Below are 24,307 nucleotides of genomic sequence, written 5' to 3' on the forward strand. Positions count from 1 at the left end.
ACGCTCGCGATGACGAGCTACCAGCAAGGTGGATCGAAGGGGCCCGGGACAGTGGGCCCCTTCGGCTTTCCGGGATTCCCCTCGCGCTGCGCCCGCGGGTGCGGGTCACGGCCGGCCGCCCGGCGCCTCCCTTGGCGGGCCTCTCCGCCCGCCCAGCTCCGGAGCTCCCCGCCATGAAGACCTTCGCCCGCCTCGCCGCGGCGCTCGCCCTCCTCGCCGTCGCCCCGCAGGCCGCGCGCGCCGCCTCCCCGGCCCGCGCCACGGGCGGCGACGCCCGGGCGCGGCTCAACCGCGCCGCGCTCGAGCTCGGCCTCCCGCTGCACTGGCGCGCCGACGCGAACGCGAACGGCGCCATCGACCCGCCGGAGCTCGCGCTCGTGTTCGGCCTCGACGAGCGGCCGCGGGACCACTGGATCCGCCACGGCCGGTTCACCCCGGCGTTCCGGGCCGCCTGGGCGAGCGTCGAGTCGCGGGCGTCCGCGCCGCAGCCGGCGCCCGCCGGGGCGGACGCCGCACGCCGCGCCGCGCTGGCGCGGGAGCTCTCGCAGCGGCTGTTCGCGGTGGTGGAGATGGACCGCTCCGGCCTGCGCCCGCCCGAGCGCGAGATGCTCCGCCACCTGGTGGACGCGGCCCGGATCATCGAGCGCCTGAACGCGCGCCAGCTCGGGATCCTGGGCATGGCGGAGCGCATCCCGCCGGGCGACGGCGCCTCCCGGCTCGCGTTCCTGGTGAACAAGGGGCCGTGGTGCACCGCGCCCGCCACCGAGGGCGATCCGAGCTGCGGCGCGCTCTCGCCGGTGCCGCCGCGCCGCTCCGGCCTGTACCCGGCCGACCTGCAGGCGGACCCGGGCTTCTGCGCCGGGCTGGCGCGAGGGCCGGACGCGGACGCGCTCACCAGCCCGTTCACCGCGGTGGCGCGCGATGCGCGCGGCGGCCTCGCGGCGGTGCCCTACCCGAAGGCCTGGCCGGAGGACATGGAGGCGGTCGCCCGCGCGCTGGAGCGGGCCGCCTCCGCCATCCGCGCCACCGACGAGCGGGCGCTCCACGCCTACCTGCTGGCGGCGGCGCGCGCGTTCCGCGACGGCGGCTGGGAGCGGGCCGACGAGGCCTGGGCCAGCATGAACGCCGAGAACTCCCGCTGGTTCCTGCGGGTGGCGCCCGACGAGACGTACTCGGATCCGTGCGCGCTGAAGGCCGGCTTCGAGCTCGCGCTCGCGCGCATCGACCCGGGCTCGCTCGCCTGGCAGCGGCGGCTCGAGCCGGTGAAGCAGGACATGGAGGCGACGCTGGCCCGGCTCGCCGGGCCGCCCTACGCGGCGCGGCCGGTGGCGTTCCACCTGCCCGACTTCATCGCCATCGCGCTGAACGCCGGGGACGCGCGCGCGCCGCGCGGCGCCACGGTGGGCCAGTCGCTGCCGAACTGGGGGAAGGTGGCGAACGAGGGGCGCGGGCGGACCGTGGCGATGACGAACTTCTACACCGACCCGGAGAGCCTGGAGATCCGGCGCCGGCGCGCGGCCTCGGTCCTCTGCGCCGACACCATGGCGCGGCGCACGCCGGATCCGGACGCCGAGCGGATGGGCTTCGTGCTGCACGAGGCGGCGCACAACCTCGGCCCGTCGCACGAGTACGCGGTGAAGGGCCGGACCGCGCCGCAGATCTTCGGCGGGAACCTCGCCGCCATGCTGGAGGAGCTGAAGGCGCAGCAGAGCGCGCTGTACCTCGCCGGCTGGCTGGCGGAGCGCGGCGTGATCTCGCCCGCGCAGGCGGACCGCGCGCTCCTCGAGAACGTGGTCTGGGCGTTCGGCCAGGTGAGCGTCGGCGTCCGCACCTCGGACGGCCGCCTGCGGCCGTACTCGGCGCTCGCCGCGATCCAGCTCGCGGCGCTCGCCGACGACGGCGCGCTGGTGTGGCGCCCGGAGGCGAAGGCCGCGAACGGCGAGGACGAGGGCTGCCTCGAGCTGGACCGGTCGCGGCTGGGCGCGTCGGTGGAGCGGCTCGAGGCGCTCGCGCTCGGCATCAAGGCGCGCGGGGACCGGCGCGCGGCGGAGGCGCTGGTGCAGGCGCACGTGGACGCGGCCAGCGGGAAGAACGCCGAGCTCCGCCGCGTGATCACCGAGCGCTGGCGGCGCTTCCCGGACACGACGTTCCTGTACGCGACGCCGTGAGCCGCCCCGGCGCCCCAGGCGGGCACCGCGCGCGTTAGGCAGTTCTTAGGAACGGCCGAGCGATGTTTTAGGAACCCCGCCCCGCGCGCTCGGGCATCCTCCGCCCGTCTTCGAGACGGACCGAGGGGCATCATGGCGGGGGGGAAGTGGCAGCAGATGGGGAAGGTCGCGGCGGCGCTCGCGGGCGCCGCCGCGGCCGCCCTGTGGGTGGCGCCGGGTGGCGCGCGCGCGGCGGGCGACGCGCCCGAGCGCCTCTCCGGCACCGGCCTGTTCACCGACGCCGCGCACGGCGTCGTCGCGCCGGGCGTCCTCCGCTACACGCCGCAGTACCCGCTCTGGAGCGACGGCGCCGCCAAGGCGCGCTGGATCCGGCTCCCGGCCGGCAAGGCGATCGACGCGTCGGACCCGGACGCCTGGCGGTTCCCGCCCGGCACCCGGCTCTGGAAGGAGTTCTCGTTCGGCGGCCGCCGCGTCGAGACGCGCTACATGGTCCTCGGGCGCGACGGCGCCTGGACGTACGCGACCTACCGCTGGCTGCCCGACGGGAGCGACGCCGAGCGCGCGCCGGAGCGCGGGCTGCGCGGCGCGGCGGAGGTGGCGCCGGGCGTGGGCCACGACCTGCCCGCCGCAGGCGACTGCCGCGCCTGCCACGAGGGCGCCCCGACGCCGGTGCTGGGCTTCTCCGCGCTCCAGCTCTCCCCGGATCGCGACCCGCTGGCGCCGCACGCCGAGCCGCCCGCCCCGGGCGACGTGGACCTGCCCGCGCTGGCGCGGACCGGCCGGCTGCGCGGGCTCCCGGCGGACCTGCTCGCGAGGCCGCCGCGGATCGCGGCGCCGTCTCCGCGCGCCCGCGCCGCGCTCGGCTACCTGCACGCGAACTGCGCGAGCTGCCACGACGCCCGAGGCACGCTCGCCTCGCTCGGGCTCGACCTCGCCCAGCGCGTGCGCGGCGGCGACGCGCGCGCGCCGCTCGCCACCGCCGTCGGCCAGCCCAGCCGCGCGCGCCCGCCCGGCATGGGCGACGCCCCGCTGCGCATCGCCGCCGGCGATCCGGGGGCGAGCGTGCTCGTCCGGCGCATGGGCTCCCGCGACCCGCTCCTCCAGATGCCGCCGTTCGGCACGAAGCTCGCCGACGCGCAGGCCCTCGACCTCGTCGCCGCCTTCGTCCGGGATGACCTCGGACCGGCGACGACCCACCCGGCAGCACCCGATCACCAGGAGAAGAACCGATGAAGCGCATCCCCACCGCAGCACTCGCCGCCGGCGCCCTCGGGCTGCTCGCGGCCGCCACCGCCCCGCAGGCCGCCGGCAAGGACGCCGCGATCGCGCGCGGCAAGTACCTCGTCACCATCGCCGGCTGCAACGACTGCCACACGCCGTTCAAGATGGGGCCGAACGGCGCCGAGCCGGACATGACCCGGATGCTCTCCGGCCACCCGGAGCAGCTCCGGATGCCGCCCGCCCCCGCGCTGCCGGAGGGACCCTGGGGCGCGGTGTTCTCGCTGACCATGACCGCCGCGTCCGGCCCGTGGGGCACGACGTTCTCGGCGAACCTGACGCCGGACCGGGAGACCGGCATCGGTGAGTGGACCGAGCAGGAGTTCAAGGAGACGCTCCGCACCGGGCGCCACCGCGGTCGCGGCCGCCAGATCCTCCCGCCCATGCCGTGGCCGAACGCGACCCACCTCACCGACGCCGACCTGTCCGCCATGTTCGCGTTCCTCCGGTCGATCCCGCCCATCAAGAACCGCGTCCCGGCGCCCATCCCGCCCGCGCAGGCCGCCGCCAGGTAGGCGGCGGCGCGACACGAGGCCGCCCCGCCGCATCGGCCCCGGTCGTCCCCCGCGCTCGCCGCGGCGGCGGCCGGGGCGTGCGCACGACCGCACGCCCGCGGGGGGCCGCCCGGCGTCCCACCCGGTTCGCCGGCCGCGCGCGCTTCTTCCCCTCCGGAGGGCCGGAATCGGCGATCCTTCCCGCGGCGGAGGTCCGGGGCGGGCCGCGCCGTCGCGTCCCGCCCCTTGCCGCGTCCGGCCCACCGGGCGGCGCGAGGAGCGGAGCATGCCGGAGGCGGTGTCGCTGGGGCGGGTGGCGGTGCTGGATCGGAGCGAGGCGGGCCGGCGCGCGGTGCGCGCGGTCCGCGAGCTGGCGCGCGAGGGGAAGTCGGCGCTGGCCGTGGCGGTCCACGCGCCGCGCGACCGGCGCCTGCCGTTCGTCCGCGAGGCGGACGCCTCCGTCGAGGTGGAGGGCTCGCCGGAGCTGGCCCTGCACGTGGCCGGCGCGGAGGCCGCCTGGCTCGGCCCCGCCCCGCTGGCGGAGCGGGCCGCGTTCGCCGAGGCCTGCGAGCAGCTCGGCGTGCTGTTCCTCGGCCCGTCCTCGTCGGTGCTCGAGCGCGTGCGCGCGCCCGAGGGGCTCGCCGCGATCGCGGCCGAGGTGGGCGTGCCGCTGGCCGCCGCCGGCGGGGCCGATCCCGCCGCGCGGCTGCTCGAGGTGGTTGTGGCGCGCGACCGGTCCGGCGAGGCGCAGGCGGTCGGGGTCGGCGACGCCTCGCTGCGGCTCGCGGACGTGGCGGTGCTGGCCGAGTCGCCCTCGCCGGCGCTCGGCGCGCAGGAGGACGCGCGCGCCCGCATGCTCGGGCTGGCGATCGCGGCGGCGGCCCGCTGGGTGGGCATCGCGAGCGTGGAGCTGCTGCTCGACCCGGCCACCCGCCGGCTGGTGCTCGCCGGGGTCGACGCCTTCCCGCGCTCGGCTGCCGCGATCGAGGCCGCCGCCGGCGTGGACCTGGTGCGGCAGGCGGTCCGGCTCGCGGCGGGCGCGGCGCTGCGCCCGCTGCCGGCGGCGCGCGGCTTCGCGGTCGCGGCCCGGCTGCTGGCGCGGGACCCGGAGGCTCCGCAGCCGGCGACCGCGCCCGGACGCCTGGAGCGGCTGCGGCTGCCGTCGGACCCGGACGTGCACGCCGAGGCGGCGGTCGAGGAGGGGGACGAGGCGCGCGGCGGCGCCGAGCCCATGGCCACCATCGTCGCGCTCGGCACCGACCGCGGCCGCGCCCTGGGGCGCCTCGCCCAGGCGCTCTCCGACACCGACGCGCTGGCCCGCGGGAGCGGCTCCAGCAAGGCCTGGCTGCTGGCGCTCCTGGCCCGCACCGAGGTGCGCGCCGGGACCGCCGGGGTGGGCTTCCTCCCTCGCCTCGCCGCGGCCCGCGAACGGCTGGTCGCGCCAAGCCCCGAGGTGGCGCTGCTCGCCGCGGCGCTGGAGTCCTACGAGCTCGAGCTGGACCTGGAGCGCGCGCGCTTCCTGGCGGAGGCGCGCCGCGGGCGGCCGCGGGTCGGCCCCTCGTCCGGCCGCGCGGTGGAGCTGCTCCACGCGGGCGAGCGACACCGCCTGGAGGTGCGCCAGACCGGTCCGGACGCCTACCGCGTCTCGCCCGCGGGCGGCGCGCCGGTGGACGTGAAGGTCGATCGCCTGGCCCGGGGCGAGCGCCGCCTGGCGTGGGGCGGCCGGCGCGCGCGCGTGCTCTCGGCGGTGGACGGCACCCGACACCTGGTGGACGTGGACGGGGTCCCGCACCTCGTCACCCGGGATCCGGGCGGCGTGATCACCTCTCCCCTGCCCGGCATGGTGGTGGCGCTGCCGGTGGTGCCCGGCCAGCGCGTCGCCGCGGGCGAGCCGGTCGCCCGCGTCGAGTCGATGAAGGTCGAGCTGGCGGTGCCCGCGCCGACGGCCGGCGTGGTGCGCGAGGTGCTGGCGGTGCCGAACGGCCAGGTGGACGCGGGCGCGCCGCTGCTGCGCCTCGATCCCGAGGGAGAGGGCCCGCCCGCGGCGCCCGGCGCACCGCTCGCGCTCGGCGGCGAGCCGCCGCCGGAGCCGTCCACCGCGCACGAGCGGTACCTGGCCGGCCTCCGCGAGCTGAACCGCCTGCTGCTCGGGTTCGACCTCTCCGACGCCGACGCGCGGGCGCTCGCCACCGGCTGGCGCGACCGCGCCGCCGGCGTCGCCCCGGAGGACCCGGGCGCGCTGCGCGAGGAGGAGCGCGCGCTCGCCGCGTTCGGCGACGTGCAGGCGCTGTTCTCGCGCGGCCGCGGCCCCTCCGCCGCCGCCGACGCGCCGCCGCCGCTGGAGGAGCTCTGGCGCTACCTCCACGAGCCGGAGGCTCGCGGCGAGGGGCTGACCCCCGGCTTCCTGGCGCAGCTCCGCCGCGCGCTCGCGCACTACAACGTCTCGCTCGACGCCCCCGGGCGCGAGCTCGAGCTGGCGCTGCTGCGGATCCAGAAGGCGCACGACCGGGCCGAGGCGCCGCTCGCCGCGGTGCTGGGCATCCTGGAGCGGCGCCTGGCCGGCGACGGCGTGCCGCCCGGCCTGGAGGACGCGGGCGCGCGCGAGCTGCTCGACCGGCTGGCCGCGGTGGGCCAGGAGCGCTTCCCCGCGCTGGGCGACCTCGCCCGCGAGCTGCGCTACCGCCGCTTCGAGAAGCCCGAGCTGGACCAGGTCCGGGCGGCGGTGTACGCGCAGGCCGAGGCCGACCTCGCCGAGCTGGCACGCGCCGAGGGGACCGCGCGCGAGACGCTGGTGTCGCGGCTCATCGCCTGCCCGCAGCCGCTCAGCACGCTCATGCTGGCGAGGATGGCGCGGGCGAAGCCCGAGTTCCGCCGGCTGCTCGCCCAGACGCTCACGCGCCGCTACTACCGCCACCGCGCCACCGCGCCGGCGACCGTCGAGGAGGTGGACGGGGTCGCCTGCACGCTGACCGAGTACGCGGCGGAGTCGCGGCGCATCCAGCTCGTGGCGGCGTTCGCGCCGGCCGCCGAGCTGGCCCGCGCGGCCGCCGCCGCGGCCCGGCTCGCCGAGCGCACGCCGGAGGGCGCCCAGACCTCGGTGGACCTGTACCTCTGGCGCGACGGGGCGGGCGGCGATCCCGACGCGATCGCGGCCGAGCTGCGCGCCGCGCTCTCTCAGGCCGGCTTCCGCCGGCCGCTGCGCCGCGCCTCGGTGCTGGTGGCGTACCCTGCCCGCGGGCTGGGGCGGCAGGCCAGCCAGCTCCACTTCACGTTCCGCGGCGGGCCGGCCGAGCTCGTGGAGGAGCCGCGCTACCGCGGCGTGCACCCCATGATCTTCCGGCGCATGCAGCTCGCGCGGCTCTCCAAGTTCGAGCTGACCCGGCTGCCCTCGCCCGAGGACGTCTACCTGTACCGCGGCGTCGCGCGCGACAACCCGCGCGACGAGCGGCTGTTCGCGGTGGCCGAGGTGCGCGACCTCACCCCGCTGCACGACGCCCGCGGCCGCGTGGTCCAGCTCCCGCACCTCGAGCGCATGCTGCACGAGGCGCTCGCCGGCATGCGCCGGTTCCAGGCGCGGCGCGCGCCCCACCAGCGGCTGGAGTGGAACCGGGTGCTGCTCACGGTGGAGCCGCCGCTGCTGCTCTCGCGCGACGAGGTGCGCGGGGTGGCCGAGCGGATCGGCCCGGCCACCCAGGGGCTCGGGCTGGAGATGGTCCTGCTCGCGGCCCGCGTCCCCCACCCGGACACCGGCGAGCTCAGGGACGCGCTCGTGCGCGTCACGACCGACGGGCGCAGCGTGGCGGTGCGCTGGGACGCGCCCACCGACCGGCCGCTGGAGCCGCTCTCCGAGTACCACCTGCGCGTGGTGCAGCTCCGGCGCCGCGGCCTCGTCCACCCGTTCGAGCTGGTGCGCATGCTCGCGCCGACGCGCGACTCGCAGGCCGGCGTGCCGCCGGGCGAGTTCGTCGAGCACGATCTGGACGCGGCCGGGGCGCTCGCCCCGGTGTCGCGCCCGCCCGGCCAGAACGGCGCCAACGTCGTGGTGGGCGTGGTCCGGACGTTCACGCCGCGCCACCCGGAGGGCATGGCGCGGGTGGTGCTGCTCGGGGATCCCAGCCGCTCCATGGGCGCGCTGGCCGAGCCCGAGTGCCGGCGTATCGAGGCCGCGCTCGACCTGGCGGAGCGGCTGCGCGTCCCGCTGGAGTGGTTCGCCGTCTCGGCGGGCGCGAAGATCTCCATGGAGAGCGGCACCGAGAACATGGACTGGATCTCGCGCGTCCTCCGCCGGATCGTGACGTTCACGCAGGGTGGCGGCGAGATCAACGTGGTGGTCTGCGGCATCAACGTCGGCGCGCAGCCGTACTGGAACGCCGAGGCCACCATGCTCATGCACACCCGCGGGATCCTGGTGATGACGCCGGGCTCGGCCATGGTCCTCACCGGGAAGGAGGCGCTCGACTACTCCGGCAGCGTCTCGGCCGAGGACAACCAGGGCATCGGCGGATACGACCGGATCATGGGCCCGAACGGCCAGGCGCAGTACCAGGCCGCCAGCATGGGCGAGGCGATCCAGCTCCTGCTTCGTCACTACGAGCACACCTACGTGGCCCCCGGCGAGCGCTTCCCGCGGCGCGCCACGACCTCCGACCCGGCCGCGCGCGACGTGCGGACGTTCCCGCACGGCCCGGCCGGCGGCGCCGGGTTCGACACGGTGGGGGACGTGTTCGACCCCGCCACCAACCCGGATCGCAAGAAGCCGTTCGACATCCGGCGGGTGATGGCGGCCGCGGTGGATCAGGACCACCCGCCCCTGGAGCGGTGGCGCGACCTGCGCGGCGGCGAGACCGCGGTGGTGTGGGACGCGCACCTGGGCGGCTGGCCGGTGTGCCTGCTCGGGATCGAGTCCCGCCCGCTGCCCCGCCTCGAGTTCGTGCCCGCCGACGGACCCGAGCTCTGGTCCGCCGGGACGCTCTTCCCGCAGTCCTCGAAGAAGCTGGCGCGCGCCATCAACGGCGCGAGCGGAAACCGGCCGGTGGTGGTGCTCGCGAACCTGTCCGGCTTCGACGGATCGCCGGAGTCGATGCGGCGGCTGCAGCTGGAGTACGGGGCCGAGATCGGCCGCGCGGTGGTGAACTTCCGCGGCCCGTTCGTGTTCTGCGTGGTGTCGCGCTACCACGGCGGCGCGTTCGTGGTGTTCTCGAAGGCGCTCCGCGAGGACATCGAGGTGGTGGCGGTGGAGGGCGCGCGCGCCTCGGTGATCGGCGGCGCCCCCGCCGCGGCGGTGGTGTTCTCCCGTGACGTGGAGACCCGCACCCGGAAGGACCCGCGGGTGATGGAGGCCGAGAAGGCCGCCGCCGCGGGCGGCGCCGCGCGGGGGCGGCTGGCCGAGATCGTCGCGGCGGTGCGCTCGGAGAAGGTGGGCGAGGTGGCGGACGCGTTCGACGGGGTCCACACGGTGGACCGCGCCCTGCGCGTCGGCTCGCTCGACCGGATCATCGCGCCCGCCGACCTGCGGCCGTACCTGGTGGACGCGGTCGCGCGAGGGATCGCCCGGCACTCGGGCTGACCGCGGCGTCGCGCGGCACGGCGATCAGCCGCGGCCCAGCGCGCGCAGCAGCCTCGCGCGCGCCGAGGCCAGGTCGTACTCCGCCTGCACCACCTGCGCCCCGGCGGAGGTGGCCGCCACCTGCGCGTCGCCCAGCTCGATGATGCTGCCCGCGCCGGCCTGGTAGCGGCCCTCGGCCAGCCGCAGGCGCTCGCGCGCGTTGACCAGCGCCTCGTCGGCCGCCCCGGCGGCGGCGCGCGCGGTCTGCACGCCCTGGCGCGCGGCGTCCACGTCGACGGTGATCTGCGTGCGGAGCGCCGCCTCCTGCGCGTCCACGCCCGCCAGGTTGGCGCGCGCCTCCCGCGCCCGCGCCAGCGAGCCGCCGCCCTCGAGCAGGTTCCAGCCCAGGTTCAGCGTGGCCGACCAGTTGAGGCCGTCCGCGTCCGGGCGCGTGCCGGCGTCCGTGACCGCGGTCTGCGCCGAGAGCGTGGGCAGCCACTCGGCCCGCGCGGCGTCGAGCGAGCGCGCCCCGGCGCGGCGCTGCGCCTCGAGCGAGGCCAGCTCCGGCCGTGCCGAGGACGCCTCCGCGACCAGCGGCGCGAGCGGCCCGTCCTCGCCGGGCACCGGCGCGATGGCCTCGTCGGACGGCTCGATGTCGGCGGGCCAGTCCAGGCCGATGGCCTGGGCGAGGAGCGCCCGCGCGTTCTCGTAGCTGTTCTCCGCGCGCACCAGCTGGACCTGCGCGGTCGCGCGATCGGCGCGCGCCTGGGCGAGGTCGATGGCGGGGCGCGTGCCGACCTGCACGAACGCCTCCACCTGGCGCAGGTGCGCCTCCTGGTTGTCGAGCGTCTCGCGGGCCACCCGCACCAGCGCGTGCGCGGCGCGCGCCACGAAGAACGCGGACTGCGCGCCGGCCACCACGTCCAGCTCGGTGGCGCGCTCGGTGGCGCGCTGCGCGTCGGCGCTCGCGCCGGCCGCGCGCCAGCGGGCGACCTGACCGAGATCGACGAGCGTCTGGCTCAGCACCGCGCGCGCGTCGAACGTGCCGCTCGTGCCCCAGCTCGCGCCGCCCGGCTTCCCGGCGAAGTTGTCGGTGGTGCGGCCCAGCCCGGCGCTGCCGGTGAGCTGGGGCAGGAGCGGCGCCCGGGCCTGGTCGGCGCGGGCGAGGGCCGCGTCGGTGGCGGCGCGCGCCGAGCGGAGCTGCGGCTGGTGTGCCCGGGCGGTGCGCACCGCCTCCTCGAGCGAGAGGACGCGCCGGGCCCCGGGCCGGTCGGTGGCCGGCGCGTCCGGAGGCGGCGCAGCGGCCGGCGGCGGGGCGGCCTGCCCTAGCGCCAGCGCCGGGGCGAACAGGAGGAGGGCAGCGAGCCGCGGGGCGTTCGTCATTCGAACCTCAGCGCCTGGATGGGATCGAGCCGGGAGGCGCGGCGGGCCGGGTAGAGCCCGAACGCGACGCCCACCAGCCCGCTGAAGCCGACCGCGATCAGCACCACGTCGGCGCGGAACATGACCGGCCAGCCGAAGGCCCGGGCCATCCAGAAGGAGATCCCGAGGCCCAGCGCCACCCCCACCACGCCGCCGGCGAGCGAGAGGACCAGCGCCTCGGCGAGGAACTGCAGGAGGACGTCGCGCGCGCGCGCGCCCACCGCCATGCGGACGCCGATCTCGCGGGTGCGCTCGGTCACCGACACCAGCATGATGTTCATGATGCCGATGCCGCCCACGCCGAGGGACACCGCCGCGATGGCGAGCAGCAGCGTGGTGAGCGTGGCGGTGCCCTCCTTCTGCGCGCTCGCGAACTCGGCCAGGTTGCGGATCGAGAAGTCGTCGTCCGCCCCGTCGGCCAGCCGGTGGCGGTCGCGGAGCAGCGCGCGCACCTGCTGCTCGGCGCGCGCGGTCGAGGCGGAGTCCAGCGCGCTCACCGCGATGACCCCGGGGATGAGGTTCTTCAGGCCGCCCTGCACCTTCGCGAGGTACGTCGAGTAGGGCACGAACACCGCGTCGTCGAGGTCCTGGCCCATGGGCGACTGGCCCTTGGCGGCGAGCACGCCCACCACCTGGAACGGCACGTTCTTCACGCGGACCTGCTGGCCGACCGGGCTCGCGCCCGCGCCGAACAGCTCGTCGGCGACCGTCTTCCCGAGCACGATCACCTTGGTGCCGGAGTCGACGTCCGAGGGCCCGAACAGCGCACCCTGCGCCACCGGCCAGTTCCGGATGGCGAAGAACTCGGCGCCGGTGCCGGTCACCGAGGTGGTCCAGTTCAGGTCCTCCGACTGGATCGAGGCGGTGGTGCGGAGCTGCGGCGCGGCGTAGCGCACCGAGGGGACCTCGTTCTGGATGGCGCGCAGGTCGTCCCAGGTCAGCGTGGGCAGGCTCCCGAACCCGCCGCGGGCGCCGCCGGCGGTGGTGCTGCCGGGCAGCACCATGAGGAGGTTCGAGCCCATCGACTCGAACGTCTTCGCCACCTGCGCGCGGGCCCCGTCGCCCAGCGCCACCATGGCGATCACCGCGGCCACGCCGATGACGATCCCGAGCGCGGTGAGGAACGAGCGCATCTTGGAGCGGCGCAGCGCGCGCAGCGCCACGCGCAGGGTCTGGAGCAGGTTCACGCCGCGCCTCCTTCCCGCCCGTCCGCGCCGCCGGCCTCGTCGGCGGGCGGCGGCACCGCCGCCACCGGCGCCTGCCGCGTGTCGGAGCGGAGCTTGCCGTCGCGCATCACCAGCACGCGCGAGGCGTACGCGGCGATGTCGTTCTCGTGCGTCACCAGCACCACCGTGATCCCGGTCGCGCCCAGCGCCTGGAGGATCGCCATCACCTCCACGCTGGTGCGCGAGTCGAGGTTGCCGGTGGGCTCGTCCGCGAGCAGCACCCGCGGGCGGTTCACCAGCGCCCGGGCGATGGCGACGCGCTGCTGCTGGCCGCCGGAGAGCTGGCTCGGGTGGTGGTCGGCGCGCCCGGAGAGGCCCACCTGCGCGAGCGCCTCCAGCGCGCGGCGGTGGCGCTCGGCGCCCGGCGTGCCCGAGTACATCATGGGCAGCTCCACGTTCTCGAGCGCGCTGGTGCGGGAGAGGAGGTTGAAGCTCTGGAACACGAACCCGAGCGTCCGGTTGCGCAGGGCCGCCAGCGCGTCGGCCGACAGGCCGGAGACGTCGTGCCCCTCCAGCAGGTAGCGGCCGCGGGTGGGCCGGTCCAGGCAGCCGAGCAGGTTCATGAGGGTGGACTTGCCCGAGCCGGAGGCGCCCATGATGGCGGTGAACTCGCCGCGCTCGACGGCGAGCGACACGCCCTTCAGCGCGTGCAGCTCGACGTCGCCCATGGCGTACGTCTTCCAGACGTCCTCGAGCTGGATGAGCGGGGTCTCGGCCACGTCGCGCCCCCTAGAACGGCCCGCGGCGCATGGCCCCGCCGCCGCCGCCCTGCCGCCCGCTCGCGGCGCCGCCGGTCGCGTCGGTGACGACCGCGTCGCCCTCCCGCAGGTCGCCGGAGACGAGCTCGGTGGCGCTGCCGTCGGTGATCCCGGTCTGCACCGCGACCGGGACCGGGTCCCGCGCCTCGCCGCGCAGCACCCACACCGTCCGGCCGCCCTCCGGCCGCGCGCGCGCGCCGTCCCCGCCGCTCCGGTCCGGCCGCGCGGCGGCCCGTGCCCCCTGCCCCGCCGGCGCGGCCGCCTCCTGCGCCTGCGCGCCCTGCACCGGGCGCTTCAGGCCGGGCGGCGGGCGGAAGCGCAGCGCCGCGTTGGGTACGCGGAGCACGTCGTCGCGCTGCGCGTACACGAACGTCACGGTGGCGGTCATGCCGGGCTTCAGCTTCAGCTCGGGGTTGGCCACGTCCACCACCGCGTCGTAGGTCACCACGTTCTGGACGGTGGTGGAGGCGTTGCGGACCTGGCGGACCGTCCCGGAGAACACCTCGTTCGGATACGCGTCCACGGTGAAGGTGGCGGGCATGCCGGCGCGCAGCCGGCCGACGTCCGCCTCGGCCACGCTGGTGTCCACCTGCATCTTGGCGAGGTCCTCCGCGATGACGAACAGGATGGGCGCCTGGAGCGACGCGGCCACGGTCTGGCCCACGTCCACGTTGCGCGAGATCACCACGCCGTTGGTGGGCGAGACGATGTCGGTGTAGCCCAGGTTCACCTGGGCCTGCTGGAGCGCGGCCCGCGTCTGGGCCAGCGTGCCCTGCGCCGCCTGCACCCCGGCGCGCGCGCCGTCCGCGTTCGCCTGGGCGGTGTCGAGGTCGGCGGCCGCGACCAGGTTGCGCTCGGCGAGCTGCCGGGTCCGCCCCAGCTGCCGGTCGGCGTCCGCCGCCTGCGCGCGCGCCTTGGCGAGGTTGCCCTCGGCGGCCACGGTGTTCGCCTTCGCCTGCGCCACGGCGGCCCGGAACAGCTGCGGGTCGATGCGGGCGATCACCTCGCCCTTGCGGACCCGCGAGTTGAAGTCCGCGCGCAGCTCCGAGATCCGACCGGACACCTGGCTACCGACCTGGACGGTGACCAGGGCGGAGAGCGTCCCGGTGGCGGTCACCTTGGCCACGACCCGGCCCCGATCCACCTTGGCCGTCTCGTAGTGGACCTCGCCGGCGCTGCTGGCGGACCGCCAGCGCCACAGGCCCAGCAGCGCGGCGAGGGCGGCGATCGCCACCCCGGCGTACGTCAGTCTCCGGCGCGTCATGGTGTGCGTGTCTCCCGGGCGGCCGGAGGCCGCGCCGCATCGTCGTTGCCGGCGCGCGACCCTCCGCGTGCTTCGCGGGCCGGCATCGCGCGCCGCGGGGAGTACCCCCGAAGCACCGGAAGGTTAACCGGCCTCGGGCCGCCGCGGGGGCGCCGCGGCAACGGGACGCCCCCACGGCCGCGGCGGACCGATCCCGGGCCCTCGTTTGCGCCCCCCGAGCGCCGGGCGCTATCGTCGCGCTCCCGCCGCCCGCCGCGGCGGCCCGGAGGACCGGAACGCGATGATGGGCCGCCTGCTGCTCACGCTGTTCGAGGCGATGGCGGTCTTCTTCGTCCTGTTCCACCTCTACTCGCGCTCGCGCGCCTTCCGGCCCGCCCGCACCGACTGGCTGCGGCCCCGCGCCAAGCTCTCGCTGCTGCTGTTCTTCACCGGCATCGCGATCCTCGGCACCTACCTCGGCCTCCCGCTCGCGGGCGGCGCCATCGCCAACACCCGCGCCGTGGGCGCGGTCCTGGGTGGCATGCTGGGCGGGCCGGCGGTGGGCGTGGCGGTGGGCCTGCTCTCGGGCGCGCACCGCCTCACCCTGGGCGGCTTCACCGCCGGCGCTGGGGCCATCGCCACCACGCTGGAGGGGCTGATGGGCGGGCTGGTGCACCGGCGGCTCGCCTCGGCCGCGCCGGACCGGCTCATCTCCTGGAAGCTCGCCTTCGCGGTGACCGCCGCCGGCGAGGCGCTCCACATGGGCCTGCTGCTCGCCGTGTCCCGGCCGTTCCACGAGTCGGTCCGCGTGGTGGAGGGCATCGGCGTGCCCATGATCCTGGCGAACTCGGTGGGCGCGGCGCTGTTCATGACGCTGCTGCGCGACCGCCACGAGCGCTACGATCGCCTGGCCGCCGCCACCTCCGCGAAGGCGCTCCGGATCGCCGAGCGGACGCTGGGCCCCCTCGCGCGCGGCTTCGATCGCTCGGTCGCCGGCGAGCTGGCCTCCATCATCCAGGAGGAGACCGGGGTGGGCGCGGTGGCCATCACCGACACCGAGACGGTGCTCGCGTTCGTGGGGCGCGGGTCCGACCACCACCGGCCCGGCCTGCCCATCGCCTCGCCGCTGACCCGCGGCGCCATCGAGCGGCACGAGGTGGTGTTCGCGGACGGCGAGCACGAGCACTACCGCTGCGCGGTCTCGGCGGCCTGCCCGCTCGACTCGGCGGTGGTCATCCCGCTGGTGGTGGACGGCGCGGCCATCGGGACGGTGCAGCTCCTCGAGACCGCGCGCACCCGGTTCCGGCGGCTGAACCGGTCGCTGGGCGAGGGCATCGCCGACCTGCTCTCCGACCAGCTCCTGCGGGCCCGCTTCCACGAGCAGAAGAGCCTGCTCGTCCTCACGGAGCTGAAGCTCCTGCAGGCGCAGGTGGACCCGCACTTCCTGTTCAACGCGCTCAACACCGTGCACGCCGTCACCCGCACCGACCCGGAGCGTGCCCGCGAGCTGCTCGGCCACCTCTCCGCGCTGTTCCGCAAGAACCTGAAGCGCTCCGCCCCGCTCTCCACGCTGGAGGAGGAGCTGGAGCACGCCGGCGCCTACCTGGAGATCGAGAAGGCCCGCTTCGGCGACCGCCTGGCGGTCCTCACCGAGGTGGACCCGGCGCTGCTGCGGCTGCGGCTGCCCACGTTCACGCTGCAGCCGCTCATCGAGAACGCGGTGAAGCACGGCCTCGGCGCGACGCTCGGGCAGGCCACCGCCCGCATCCGCGCCTACCGCCAGGGCGCCACGGCGGTGATCGAGATCGAGGACGACGCCGGCGCCTACGCGCCGCGGGCCGGCGCCGACGGGATGGGCATGAGCCTGGTGGACCGGCGCATCAAGAACCTGCTGGGCGCGGAGTGGGGGGTCACCGTCTCCTGCACGCCGAGCGCGCTGACGCGCGTGTCGGTGCGGGTGCCGTTCGAGGAGCGTCCCGCGTGATGCGCGCCGTCATCGTGGACGACGAGCCCAACGCCCGGGCCGAGCTGCGCGCGCTGCTCCAGGCCACCGGCGAGGTGGAGATCGCGGCCGACTGCGGCAACGCGGTCGAGGCGCTGCAGGCCGTGCGGCGCGAGCGGCCGGACGTGCTGTTCCTCGACGTCCAGATGCCGGTGGTGGACGGGTTCGAGCTGCTCGGCATGCTCGACCCCGACGACCTGCCGGCGGTGGTGTTCGTCACGGCGCACGACGCGTTCGCGCTCCGCGCGTTCGAGGAGAGCGCCGCCGACTACCTGCTGAAGCCGGTGGCGCCCGACCGGCTCCGCCGGTCGCTGGAGCGGCTGCGCGCCCGCGCCGGCGTCGCGCGCGCCGCCCCGCCGCTCGCGCCGCCGCTCACGCGCGTGCCCTGCCTCGCCGGCCGCGCGGTGAAGCTGGTCCCGCTCGCGGAGATCGAGCTCGTCCGCTCCGGCCCCGCCGGCGTGCACGTGGTCACCGCGCAGGGCGAGCTGTTCACCGAGCTCACCCTGAAGGTGCTGGAGGAGCGCGGGGGGCTGCTCCGCTGTCACAAGCAGCACCTCGTGAACGCGGACCGCGTGGACGAGATCCGCCCCGGCGACGCCTCGGACCCCGGCGCGGCCGTGATCCGCACGCGCGGCGGGCACGACGTGCCGGTGAGCCGGCGCCACCTGGCGCAGGTGCGCGCGCGCCTCGGGATCTGATCCGCCCCCGCCGGGCCCTCGGGACCCCTCCGGTCGCCTCCGCCGGGCGACCGGTCGCCGCGCGCCCGCCGCCGGTCGCGGGAACGCCCGCGCCGCCCCGCGCGGACGTGGTGCGATGCGCGTCCGCCCGCCATGGCCCACCGAGACGACGTGCGCGCGCTCCCCGAGCCCTACCTCCGCCTCCACGAGGCGCTGGCGCGACACCTCCCCGGCGAGCGGCTCGTCACCGACCCGCTCCGCCGGCTCGCGCTCGGCACCGACGCGAGCTTCTATCGCCTCACCCCGCGCCTCGTGGTCGAGGTCCGGACGGTGGACGAGGTGCGCCGCGTGCTCGCCGAGGCGGCGCGCCTCGGCACGCCGGTGACGTTCCGCGCCGCGGGCACCAGCCTGTCGGGCCAGGCGGTCACCGACTCGGTGCTGGTGCGGGTCACCGGAGGCTGGCGCGCGATGCGCGTGCTGGACGGCGGCGCGCGCATCGCGCTCGAGCCCGGCGTCGTCGGCGCGGACGCGAACGCGGTGCTGGCGCCGCTGGGGCGCAAGCTCGGCCCCGACCCGGCCTCCATCGGCGCGTGCATGGTGGGGGGGATCGCCGCGAACAACGCGTCCGGGATGTGCTGCGGCACCGCCCAGAACAGCTACCGGACCGTGGCGTCGATGCGCCTGGTGCTGGCGGACGGCACGGTGCTCGACACCGACGATCCGGCGTCTCGCGAGGCGTTCCGCGCGGCGCGCCCGGAGATCGTGGACGGGCTGCGCGTCCTCCGCGCCGAGATCGAGGCCGACCCCGCGCTGCGCCGCCGGATCATCGAGAAGTTCCGGATCAAGAACACCACCGGCTACGCGCTGAACGCGTTCGTGGACTTCGAGGACCCGCTCGACGTCCTGCTCCACCTGCTGATCGGGTCGGAGGGGACGCTCGGCTTCATCGCGGAGATCACCTACCACACCGTCCCGGAGCACGCGCACAAGGCGAGCGCGCTGGCGTTGTTCGCCGGCGTCGGCGACGCCGCGCGCGCCACCATGCTCCTGCAGGGCGGCCCGGTCGCGGCGGTCGAGCTGATGGACCGGGCCTCGCTGCGCTCGGTCGAGGCGAAGCCCGGCATGCCGCCGGAGCTGGCCGGGCTGCCCGACGGCGCGGCGGCCCTGCTCATCGAGACCCGCGCCGCCACCCCCGCCGAGCTCGGCCCGCAGGTGGAGGCGCTGCTCGCGCGCATGGCGCCGGTGCGCGCGCTCGCGCCGGTCCGCTTCACCGCGGTGAAGGCCGAGTACGAGCGGCTCTGGGACGTGCGCCGCGGGCTGTTCCCGGCGGTGGGCGCGGCCCGGCCCATCGGCACCACCGTGGTGATCGAGGACGTGGCGTTCCCCATCCGCCACCTCGCCGACGCGACCGTGGAGCTGCAGGGGCTGCTCGCGACGCACGGCTACGACGGGATCATCTTCGGCCACGCGCTCGACGGGAACCTGCACTTCGTCTTCACGCCGGACTTCGGCGCCGAGGGCGAGGTGGAGCGGTACGCGCGGTTCATGGACGACGTCTGCACCATGGTGGCGCGCAGGTACGACGGCTCGCTGAAGGGGGAGCACGGCACCGGCCGCAACGTGGCGCCGTTCGTGGAGCTGGAGTGGGGCGCGAAGGCCACCGGGCTGATGCGGCGGGTGAAGCGGCTGCTCGACCCCGGCGGCCTGCTCAACCCGGGCGTCGTGCTGAACGACGACCCGCGCGCGCACCTGCGCGCCCTGAAGGCGCTCCCGCACGCGCACCCGATCCTCGACCGCTGCATCGAGTGCGGCTTCTGCGAGCCGCGCTGCCCGTCGCGCGACCTCACCCTCACCCCGCGCCAGCGGATCGTGGCCCAGCGCGAGATCGCCCGGCTGCGCGTCACCGGCGAGGACCCGGCCGCGCTCGAGCGGCTGGAGCACGACTACGTCTACCTGGGCGAGCAGACCTGCGCGGTGGACGGCCTGTGCGCCACCGCCTGCCCGGTCGGCATCGACACCGGTGAGCACACCAAGTGGCTGCGCGCGCAGGCCCACGCCGACGGCGGCGCGGCCGCCGACCTCGCCGCCGTCCGGTTCGCGGCGGTGGCCGCCGGGGCGCGCGCCGGGCTGCGGCTCGCGTCCGCGGCGCACGCGGTGCTCGGCACCGCCGCGCTCGCCGGCCTCACCCGCGGCCTGCACCGGCTCAGCGCCGGCCGGCTGCCGGTCTGGAACGAGGCCACGCCGCGCGCCGCCCGCGCCCCGCGGCTGGACGGGACGCGCCGCGGGGGCGACCGGGTGGTGTACTTCCCGAGCTGCGTCGCGCGCACCATGGGCCCGGCCCGCGGCGACGCGGAGGGCGTGGAGGTCCACGCCGCCATGCTCTCGCTGCTCGGCAAGGCCGGCTTCGACGCGGTGTTCCCGCCCGGCTTGGAGGGGCTGTGCTGCGGGATGCCCTTCGAGTCGAAGGGCTGGCCCGCGCAGGCGGACCGCAAGGGCCGCGAGCTGGAGGCGGCGCTCCTCGAGGCGAGCGAGGGCGGCCGGCACCCGGTGGTGTTCGACACCAGCCCGTGCGTGTACCGCATGCGCAAGGCGGCCGGCGGGCGGCTCGCCATCCACGATCCGGTCGAGTTCATCCAGCGGCTCGTGCTGCCGCGCGTGTCGCTCACCCGCGTGCCCGGGCCGGTGGCGGTGCACGTGCCCTGCAGCGCGGTGAAGCTCGGGCTCGCGCCGGCGTTCCGGGCGGTGGCCGAGGCCTGCGCCGAGCAGGTGGTGATCCCGCGCGAGGTCGGCTGCTGCGGCTTCGCCGGCGACCGCGGGTTCACCCACCCCGAGCTGAACGCCTCCGCGCTCGCGCCGCTGGCGGCGGCGCTGCCGGCCGGCTGCGCCGCGGGCTTCTCCTCCAGCCGCACCTGCGAGATCGGCCTGTCGCTGCACGCCGGCGTGCCGTACCGCCCGCTGGCCTGGCTGGTGGACCGCTGCGCGTCGCCGCGCGCCGGCCGAGACCTCGAGCCCCCCGTCCCCCGCATGCACGCACCGTGAAGGAGATCGCCCGATGAGCTGGACCCAGATCTACACCCCCGTCGCCGGGAGCCTGATCGTCTCGGCGCTCGTCGCCGCCATCCCGGTGGTCGCGCTGCTCGGCGCGCTCGCCTTCTTCCACGTGAAGGCCCACTGGGCCGCGCTGATCGGCCTGGTGCTGGCGCTCGGCATCGCGATCGGCGTCTACGGCATGCCGGCGTCGATGGCCGGCGCGGCCGCGCTGAACGGCGCCGCGTTCGGCCTGCTGCCGATCGGCTGGATCGTGCTGAACGCGATCTTCGTCTACGACATCACCGTCCGGACCGGGAAGTTCGAGGTGGTGAAGGAGACCATCGCCGGCCTCGCCTCCGACCGGCGCATCCAGGTGCTGCTCATCGGCTTCTCCTTCGGCGCGTTCATCGAGGGCGCGGCCGGGTTCGGGACGCCGGTGGCCATCAGCGCCGCCATGCTCATCGGCCTCGGCTTCAAGCCGCTGCCGGCGGCGGGCCTGGCGCTCATCGGCAACACCGCGCCGGTCGCGTACGGCGCCCTCGGCACCCCCATCATCACGCTCGCCAAGGTGACCGGCCTGAACGAGCTCGCGCTGTCCGCCATGACCGGGCGCCAGCTCCCGCTGTTCTCGCTCATCGTGCCGTTCTGGCTCGTGTGGGCGATGTCCGGCTTCCGCGGCATGGTCGAGGTCTGGCCGGCCTGCCTGGTGGCCGGCCTGTTCTTCGCGGTCCCGCAGTTCGTGGTGTCCAACTTCTACGGCCCCTCGCTGGTGGACATCGTGGCCGCCGCGGTGTCGCTCCTCGCGATGTACCTGCTGCTGAAGGTCTGGCAGCCCCGGACCGTGTGGCGCTTCCACGACGAGCGCGACTCCGACGCGGCCCTGGCGGCCCGGAAGTCGGTCGGCGCCGCCGCCGCGCACCGGGCGCCCACCGGCGCGGAGGCGCTGGTGGCGTGGCTCCCCTGGATCATCCTCTCGGTGTTCGTGTTCGCGTGGGGCCTGCCGTCGGTGAAGGCCTGGATGAACGGCATCTTCAACCCGACCTGGGAGGTGCCGTTCCTGCACAACCTGGTGCACAAGGCGCCGCCGGTGTCGAAGGCGCTCGCGCCCGAGGCGGCGAAGTACAGCCTGAACCTGCTCTCCGCCACCGGCACCGGCCTGCTGCTGTCCGGCGTGGTCTCCGGCCTCGTCCTGAAGCTCGGCCCGGGCGCGCTGCTCCGCACCTACCTCGGCACGCTGAAGCGGGTGCGCTTCTCGCTCGTCACCATCGCGGCCATGCTGGCGCTCGGGTTCACCACGCGCTTCTCGGGGTCGGACTCGACCATGGGGCTCGCGTTCGCCTCCACCGGCCACCTGTTCCCGTTCTTCTCGCCCCTGCTCGGCTGGCTGGGCGTGGCGCTCACCGGGTCCGACACGTCGTCGAACGTGCTGTTCGGCAACCTGCAGGTGGTGAGCGCGCAGCAGATCGGCATGAACCCGATCCTCGCGGCGGCCTCCAACAGCTCGGGCGGCGTGATGGGCAAGATGATCGACGCGCAGAGCATCGTGGTCGCGTCGGTCGCGACCGGCCAGCACGGCCACGAGGGGATCATCCTCCGCTACGTGTTCTGGCACTCGCTCGTGCTCGCCTGCCTGGTCGGCGTGGTGGTGTTCCTCCAGGCCTACGTGTTCACCGGCATGGTCCCCATCCCGCACTAGCGCAGGCCCGCCCGCATCCCGCTTCACCGCCGGGCGGGATCCGGGCACACTCGCGCCGGAGGTCCCGGTGAAGGTCGCGCTGTTCGTTCCGTGCTACGTGGACCAGCTCCACCCGCAGGTCGCTCACGCGACGGTGCGGGTGCTGGAGCGGCTCGGCGTCGAGGTCGTGTTCCCCGAGGAGCAGACCTGCTGCGGCCAGCCCATGGCGAACGCCGGCTTCGCCGCCGACGCCGCGCCGCTCGCGCGCCACTTCCTGGAGGTGTTCGGGGGCTACGACCACGTGGTGGCGCCCTCCGGGAGCTGCGTCTCGATGGTCCGCAACCACTACGACGCGTTCCTGTCCGGCGCCCCGGGCTTCGATCGGCTGCGGCGCGGGACGTTCGAGCTGTGCGAGTTCCTCACCGACGTGCTGAAGGTGGGCGAGCTCCCGGGCCGCTACCCGCACAAGGTCGGGCTGCACCAGAGCTGCCACGGGCTGCGCGAGCTCGGCCTGGGCAGCCCGAGCGAGCGGATGGAGCCGCGGTTCAGCAAGGTCGGGCTGCTCCTCTCGCGGCTGCAGGGCATCGAGCTCGTCTCGCTCTCCCGGCCCGACGAGTGCTGCGGGTTCGGCGGCACGTTCGCGGTGGCGGAGGAGGCCGTCTCCTGTCTGATGGGGCGCGACCGGATCGCCGACCACCTGGCGGCCGGGGCGGAGGTGGTGACCGGGACCGACGTCTCCTGCCTCATGCACCTCGACGGCCTGGCGCGCCGGACGCGGCTGCCGCTCCGGTTCCGGCACGTGGCGGAGATCCTGGCGGAGGCGACCGCGTGACCGGGCACGCCGAGCGCGCCGCGCGCTTCGCGGCCGACGAGCCGCGCGCGCACTGGCACGACCAGGCGCTCTGGTTCGTGCGCCTGAAGCGCGACCGCATGGCGGCGGCGGTGCCGGAGTGGGAGGCGCTGCGCGAGCGCGCCGCGGGCGTGAAGGCGCACGCCCGGGCCCGGCTGGCCGACTACCTGGAGCAGTTCGAGCGCGAGGCCACCCGGCGCGGCATCCGGGTGCACTGGGCCCGCGACGCCGACGAGCACAACGCGGTCGTCCACCGGATCCTCTCCGAGCGCGGCGTCACCCGGGTGGTGAAGTCGAAGTCGATGCTGACCGAGGAGTGCCACCTCAACCCCTATCTGGCGTCGCGCGGCATCGAGGTGGTGGACACCGACCTGGGCGAGCGGATCGTCCAGCTCGCCGGCGAGCCGCCCTCGCACATCGTGCTGCCCGCCATCCACAAGAAGAAGGAGGAGATCGGCGAGCTGTTCCACCGCACCCTCGGCACGACCGCCGGCGCCTCGGATCCCACCTACCTCACCCAGGCCGCCCGCGCGCACCTGCGCGAGAAGTTCCTGGCCGCGCAGGCGGGCCTCACCGGCGTGAACTTCGCGATCGCCGAGACCGGCGGGATCGTGGTGTGCACGAACGAGGGCAACGCGGACATGGGCACGCACCTGCCCCCGCTCCACGTCGCCTGCATGGGCGTGGAGAAGATCGTCCCGCGCCTCGCGGACCTCTCGGTCTTCCTGCGCCTCCTGGCGCGCTCCGCCACCGGCCAGCCGGTGACCACCTACACCACCCACTTCCACGCGCCGCGCCCGGGCGGCGAGCTGCACGTGGTGATCGTGGACAACGGCCGCTCGCGCCTGCTCGCCGAGGAGGAGTTCCGGGGCGCGCTGGCCTGCATCCGCTGCGGCGCGTGCATGAACACCTGCCCGGTGTTCCGCCGCAGCGGCGGGTACAGCTACGCCTGGACCATCCCCGGCCCCATCGGCTCGGTGCTCGCCCCCGGGCGCGATCCGGCCGCGCACGGCTCGCTGCCGTTCGCGTCCAGCCTGTGCGGCTCCTGCGGCGCGGTCTGCCCGGTGAAGATCCCGCTCCACGATCAGCTCCTGGCCCGGCGGCGCGAGGTGGTGCGCGCAGGCGGCCAGCCGCTCGCGAAGCGGCTGGCGATGCGCCTCGGCGGGTGGATCCTCGGGCACCGCGCCCTGTACGAGCTGGCCGGGCGCCTGGCGCGCCTCGCGCTCCGGCACCTCCCGCGCGCGCTGCTCTACGGCCGCTGGAACGCGTGGGGACGCCAGCGCGAGCTGCCGGCCGCGCCGGCCGAGAGCTTCCGCGACGCCTGGCGCCGCACCCGGGGAGGCGGCCGTGGGTAGCCGCGAGGAGATCCTGGCCGCGCTCCGCCGCGCCGCGCCGCCCGATCCCGGGCTCCCATCGGAGCCGGTGCGCGGCACGCCCTACGCGGACCTCGCGCTCCAGCTCGGCGAGGCGGTGCAGGCAGTGGGCGGCGCGTTCCAGCGGGTGCCGGACGCGGCGGCGCTGCGCGAGGCCGTGGCGGCGCTCGCCGCGCGGCTCGAGGCCCGCCGCGTGGTGTCGCGGGTCGAGGAGGCGGGCGCCGGCACGCCGGGCCTGGCGGAGGTCGCCGATCCGCACCAGCTCGAGGGCGTGGACCTGGCGGTGCTCCCGGGCCGGTTCGCGGTCGCCGAGAACGGCGCGGTGTGGGTGGCCGGCGAGGACCTCGGCCACCGGGCGGTGTTCGTGATCGCCCAGCACCTCGCGCTGGTGGTCCCCGCCGCGGAGATCGTGAACGACCTGCACGAGGCCTACGCGCGCATCCGCTTCGACGGCCCGGGCTTCGGGCTGTTCGTGGCCGGGCCGTCCAAGACCGCCGACATCGAGCAGGCGCTGGTGATCGGCGCCCACGGCGCGCGCTCGTGCACGGTGTTCCTGGTCGGCTGAG

15 protein-coding genes are annotated in these 24,307 nt (G+C 76.3%); 11 read left to right on the forward strand and 4 right to left on the reverse strand.

The window, feature by feature from the left end; translation table 11 throughout:
- Positions 1-173 precede the first annotated feature (173 nt).
- The 4 genes from A2CP1_RS15915 (at position 174) to A2CP1_RS15930 (ending at position 9,506) form a co-directional block, all read left to right on the forward strand.
- Entirely contained in the window at positions 174-2,168 is a 1,995-nt protein-coding gene (locus A2CP1_RS15915; RefSeq protein ID WP_012634214.1) for a hypothetical protein, read from the forward strand.
- Between the two features lie 132 nt (positions 2,169-2,300).
- Positions 2,301-3,401: a hypothetical protein gene (locus A2CP1_RS15920; RefSeq protein WP_012634215.1), complete on the forward strand. Its 1,101-nt coding sequence runs from the start codon at positions 2,301-2,303 to the stop codon at positions 3,399-3,401.
- On the forward strand, positions 3,398-3,961 hold the full coding sequence (locus A2CP1_RS15925; RefSeq protein ID WP_012634216.1) for a c-type cytochrome: 564 nt from the start codon (positions 3,398-3,400) through the stop codon (positions 3,959-3,961). The genes A2CP1_RS15920 and A2CP1_RS15925 overlap by 4 nt, the downstream gene beginning before the upstream one ends.
- A gap of 265 nt (positions 3,962-4,226) precedes the next feature.
- The gene (locus A2CP1_RS15930) at positions 4,227-9,506 is read left to right on the forward strand and encodes a carboxyl transferase domain-containing protein (RefSeq protein ID WP_012634217.1); all 5,280 of its coding nucleotides are present in this window, start codon (positions 4,227-4,229) and stop codon (positions 9,504-9,506) included.
- Between the two features lie 24 nt (positions 9,507-9,530).
- Here A2CP1_RS15930 and A2CP1_RS15935 read toward each other — a convergent pair whose 3' ends face one another.
- The 4 genes from A2CP1_RS15935 to A2CP1_RS15950 are packed head-to-tail and all read right to left on the reverse strand — an operon-like array spanning position 9,531 to position 14,155.
- Positions 9,531-10,868: a TolC family protein gene (locus A2CP1_RS15935; RefSeq protein ID WP_012634218.1), complete on the reverse strand. Its 1,338-nt coding sequence runs from the start codon at positions 10,866-10,868 to the stop codon at positions 9,531-9,533.
- A complete protein-coding gene (locus tag A2CP1_RS15940; protein ID WP_012634219.1) occupies positions 10,865-12,094 on the reverse strand; it encodes an ABC transporter permease in 1,230 nt (409 codons plus the stop codon). Before A2CP1_RS15940 ends, A2CP1_RS15935 begins: the two co-directional genes overlap by 4 nt.
- On the reverse strand, positions 12,091-12,852 hold the full coding sequence (locus A2CP1_RS15945; protein WP_012634220.1) for an ABC transporter ATP-binding protein: 762 nt from the start codon (positions 12,850-12,852) through the stop codon (positions 12,091-12,093). Before A2CP1_RS15945 ends, A2CP1_RS15940 begins: the two co-directional genes overlap by 4 nt.
- 10 nt (positions 12,853-12,862) lie before the next feature.
- The gene (locus tag A2CP1_RS15950) at positions 12,863-14,155 is read right to left on the reverse strand and encodes an efflux RND transporter periplasmic adaptor subunit (RefSeq protein ID WP_012634221.1); all 1,293 of its coding nucleotides are present in this window, start codon (positions 14,153-14,155) and stop codon (positions 12,863-12,865) included.
- A gap of 280 nt (positions 14,156-14,435) precedes the next feature.
- On the opposite strand from A2CP1_RS15950, the gene A2CP1_RS15955 reads away from it, so the two are divergent.
- The 7 genes from A2CP1_RS15955 to A2CP1_RS15985 all read left to right on the forward strand — a co-directional run bounded on the left by A2CP1_RS15955 (position 14,436) and on the right by A2CP1_RS15985 (position 24,306).
- On the forward strand, positions 14,436-16,118 hold the full coding sequence (locus A2CP1_RS15955; protein ID WP_012634222.1) for a sensor histidine kinase: 1,683 nt from the start codon (positions 14,436-14,438) through the stop codon (positions 16,116-16,118).
- On the forward strand, positions 16,118-16,834 hold the full coding sequence (btsR, locus tag A2CP1_RS15960; RefSeq protein ID WP_245529804.1) for a two-component system response regulator BtsR: 717 nt from the start codon (positions 16,118-16,120) through the stop codon (positions 16,832-16,834). The genes A2CP1_RS15955 and btsR overlap by 1 nt, the downstream gene beginning before the upstream one ends.
- A gap of 132 nt (positions 16,835-16,966) precedes the next feature.
- Complete coding sequence (locus A2CP1_RS23960; RefSeq protein ID WP_012634224.1) at positions 16,967-19,852, forward strand: FAD-binding and (Fe-S)-binding domain-containing protein; 2,886 nt, start codon at positions 16,967-16,969, stop codon at positions 19,850-19,852.
- Positions 19,853-19,865: 13 nt separating this feature from the next.
- The gene (locus A2CP1_RS15970; RefSeq protein ID WP_012634225.1) at positions 19,866-21,539 is read left to right on the forward strand and encodes an L-lactate permease; all 1,674 of its coding nucleotides are present in this window, start codon (positions 19,866-19,868) and stop codon (positions 21,537-21,539) included.
- Between the two features lie 67 nt (positions 21,540-21,606).
- The gene (locus A2CP1_RS15975) at positions 21,607-22,350 is read left to right on the forward strand and encodes a (Fe-S)-binding protein (protein ID WP_012634226.1); all 744 of its coding nucleotides are present in this window, start codon (positions 21,607-21,609) and stop codon (positions 22,348-22,350) included.
- Positions 22,347-23,723: a lactate utilization protein B gene (locus tag A2CP1_RS15980; RefSeq protein ID WP_012634227.1), complete on the forward strand. Its 1,377-nt coding sequence runs from the start codon at positions 22,347-22,349 to the stop codon at positions 23,721-23,723. Before A2CP1_RS15975 ends, A2CP1_RS15980 begins: the two co-directional genes overlap by 4 nt.
- A complete protein-coding gene (locus A2CP1_RS15985; RefSeq protein ID WP_012634228.1) occupies positions 23,716-24,306 on the forward strand; it encodes a LutC/YkgG family protein in 591 nt (196 codons plus the stop codon). Before A2CP1_RS15980 ends, A2CP1_RS15985 begins: the two co-directional genes overlap by 8 nt.
- Position 24,307: the final 1 nt, after the last annotated feature.

It is taken from the genome of Anaeromyxobacter dehalogenans 2CP-1, assembly GCF_000022145.1.
In the GTDB taxonomy this organism is placed as follows: Bacteria; Myxococcota; Myxococcia; order Myxococcales; family Anaeromyxobacteraceae; genus Anaeromyxobacter; species Anaeromyxobacter dehalogenans.

Coding starts and splice junctions, on each gene's coding strand:
- A2CP1_RS15915 (WP_012634214.1), top strand. CDS start 174: ATGAAGACCTTCGCCCGCCTCGCCGCGGCGCTCGCCCTCCTCGCCGTC.
- A2CP1_RS15920 (WP_012634215.1), top strand. CDS start 2,301: ATGGCGGGGGGGAAGTGGCAGCAGATGGGGAAGGTCGCGGCGGCGCTC.
- A2CP1_RS15925 (WP_012634216.1), top strand. CDS start 3,398: ATGAAGCGCATCCCCACCGCAGCACTCGCCGCCGGCGCCCTCGGGCTG.
- A2CP1_RS15930 (WP_012634217.1), top strand. CDS start 4,227: ATGCCGGAGGCGGTGTCGCTGGGGCGGGTGGCGGTGCTGGATCGGAGC.
- A2CP1_RS15935 (WP_012634218.1), bottom strand. CDS start 10,868: ATGACGAACGCCCCGCGGCTCGCTGCCCTCCTCCTGTTCGCCCCGGCG.
- A2CP1_RS15950 (WP_012634221.1), bottom strand. CDS start 14,155: ATGACGCGCCGGAGACTGACGTACGCCGGGGTGGCGATCGCCGCCCTC.
- A2CP1_RS15955 (WP_012634222.1), top strand. CDS start 14,436: ATGATGGGCCGCCTGCTGCTCACGCTGTTCGAGGCGATGGCGGTCTTC.
- btsR (WP_245529804.1), top strand. CDS start 16,118: ATGCGCGCCGTCATCGTGGACGACGAGCCCAACGCCCGGGCCGAGCTG.
- A2CP1_RS23960 (WP_012634224.1), top strand. CDS start 16,967: ATGGCCCACCGAGACGACGTGCGCGCGCTCCCCGAGCCCTACCTCCGC.
- A2CP1_RS15970 (WP_012634225.1), top strand. CDS start 19,866: ATGAGCTGGACCCAGATCTACACCCCCGTCGCCGGGAGCCTGATCGTC.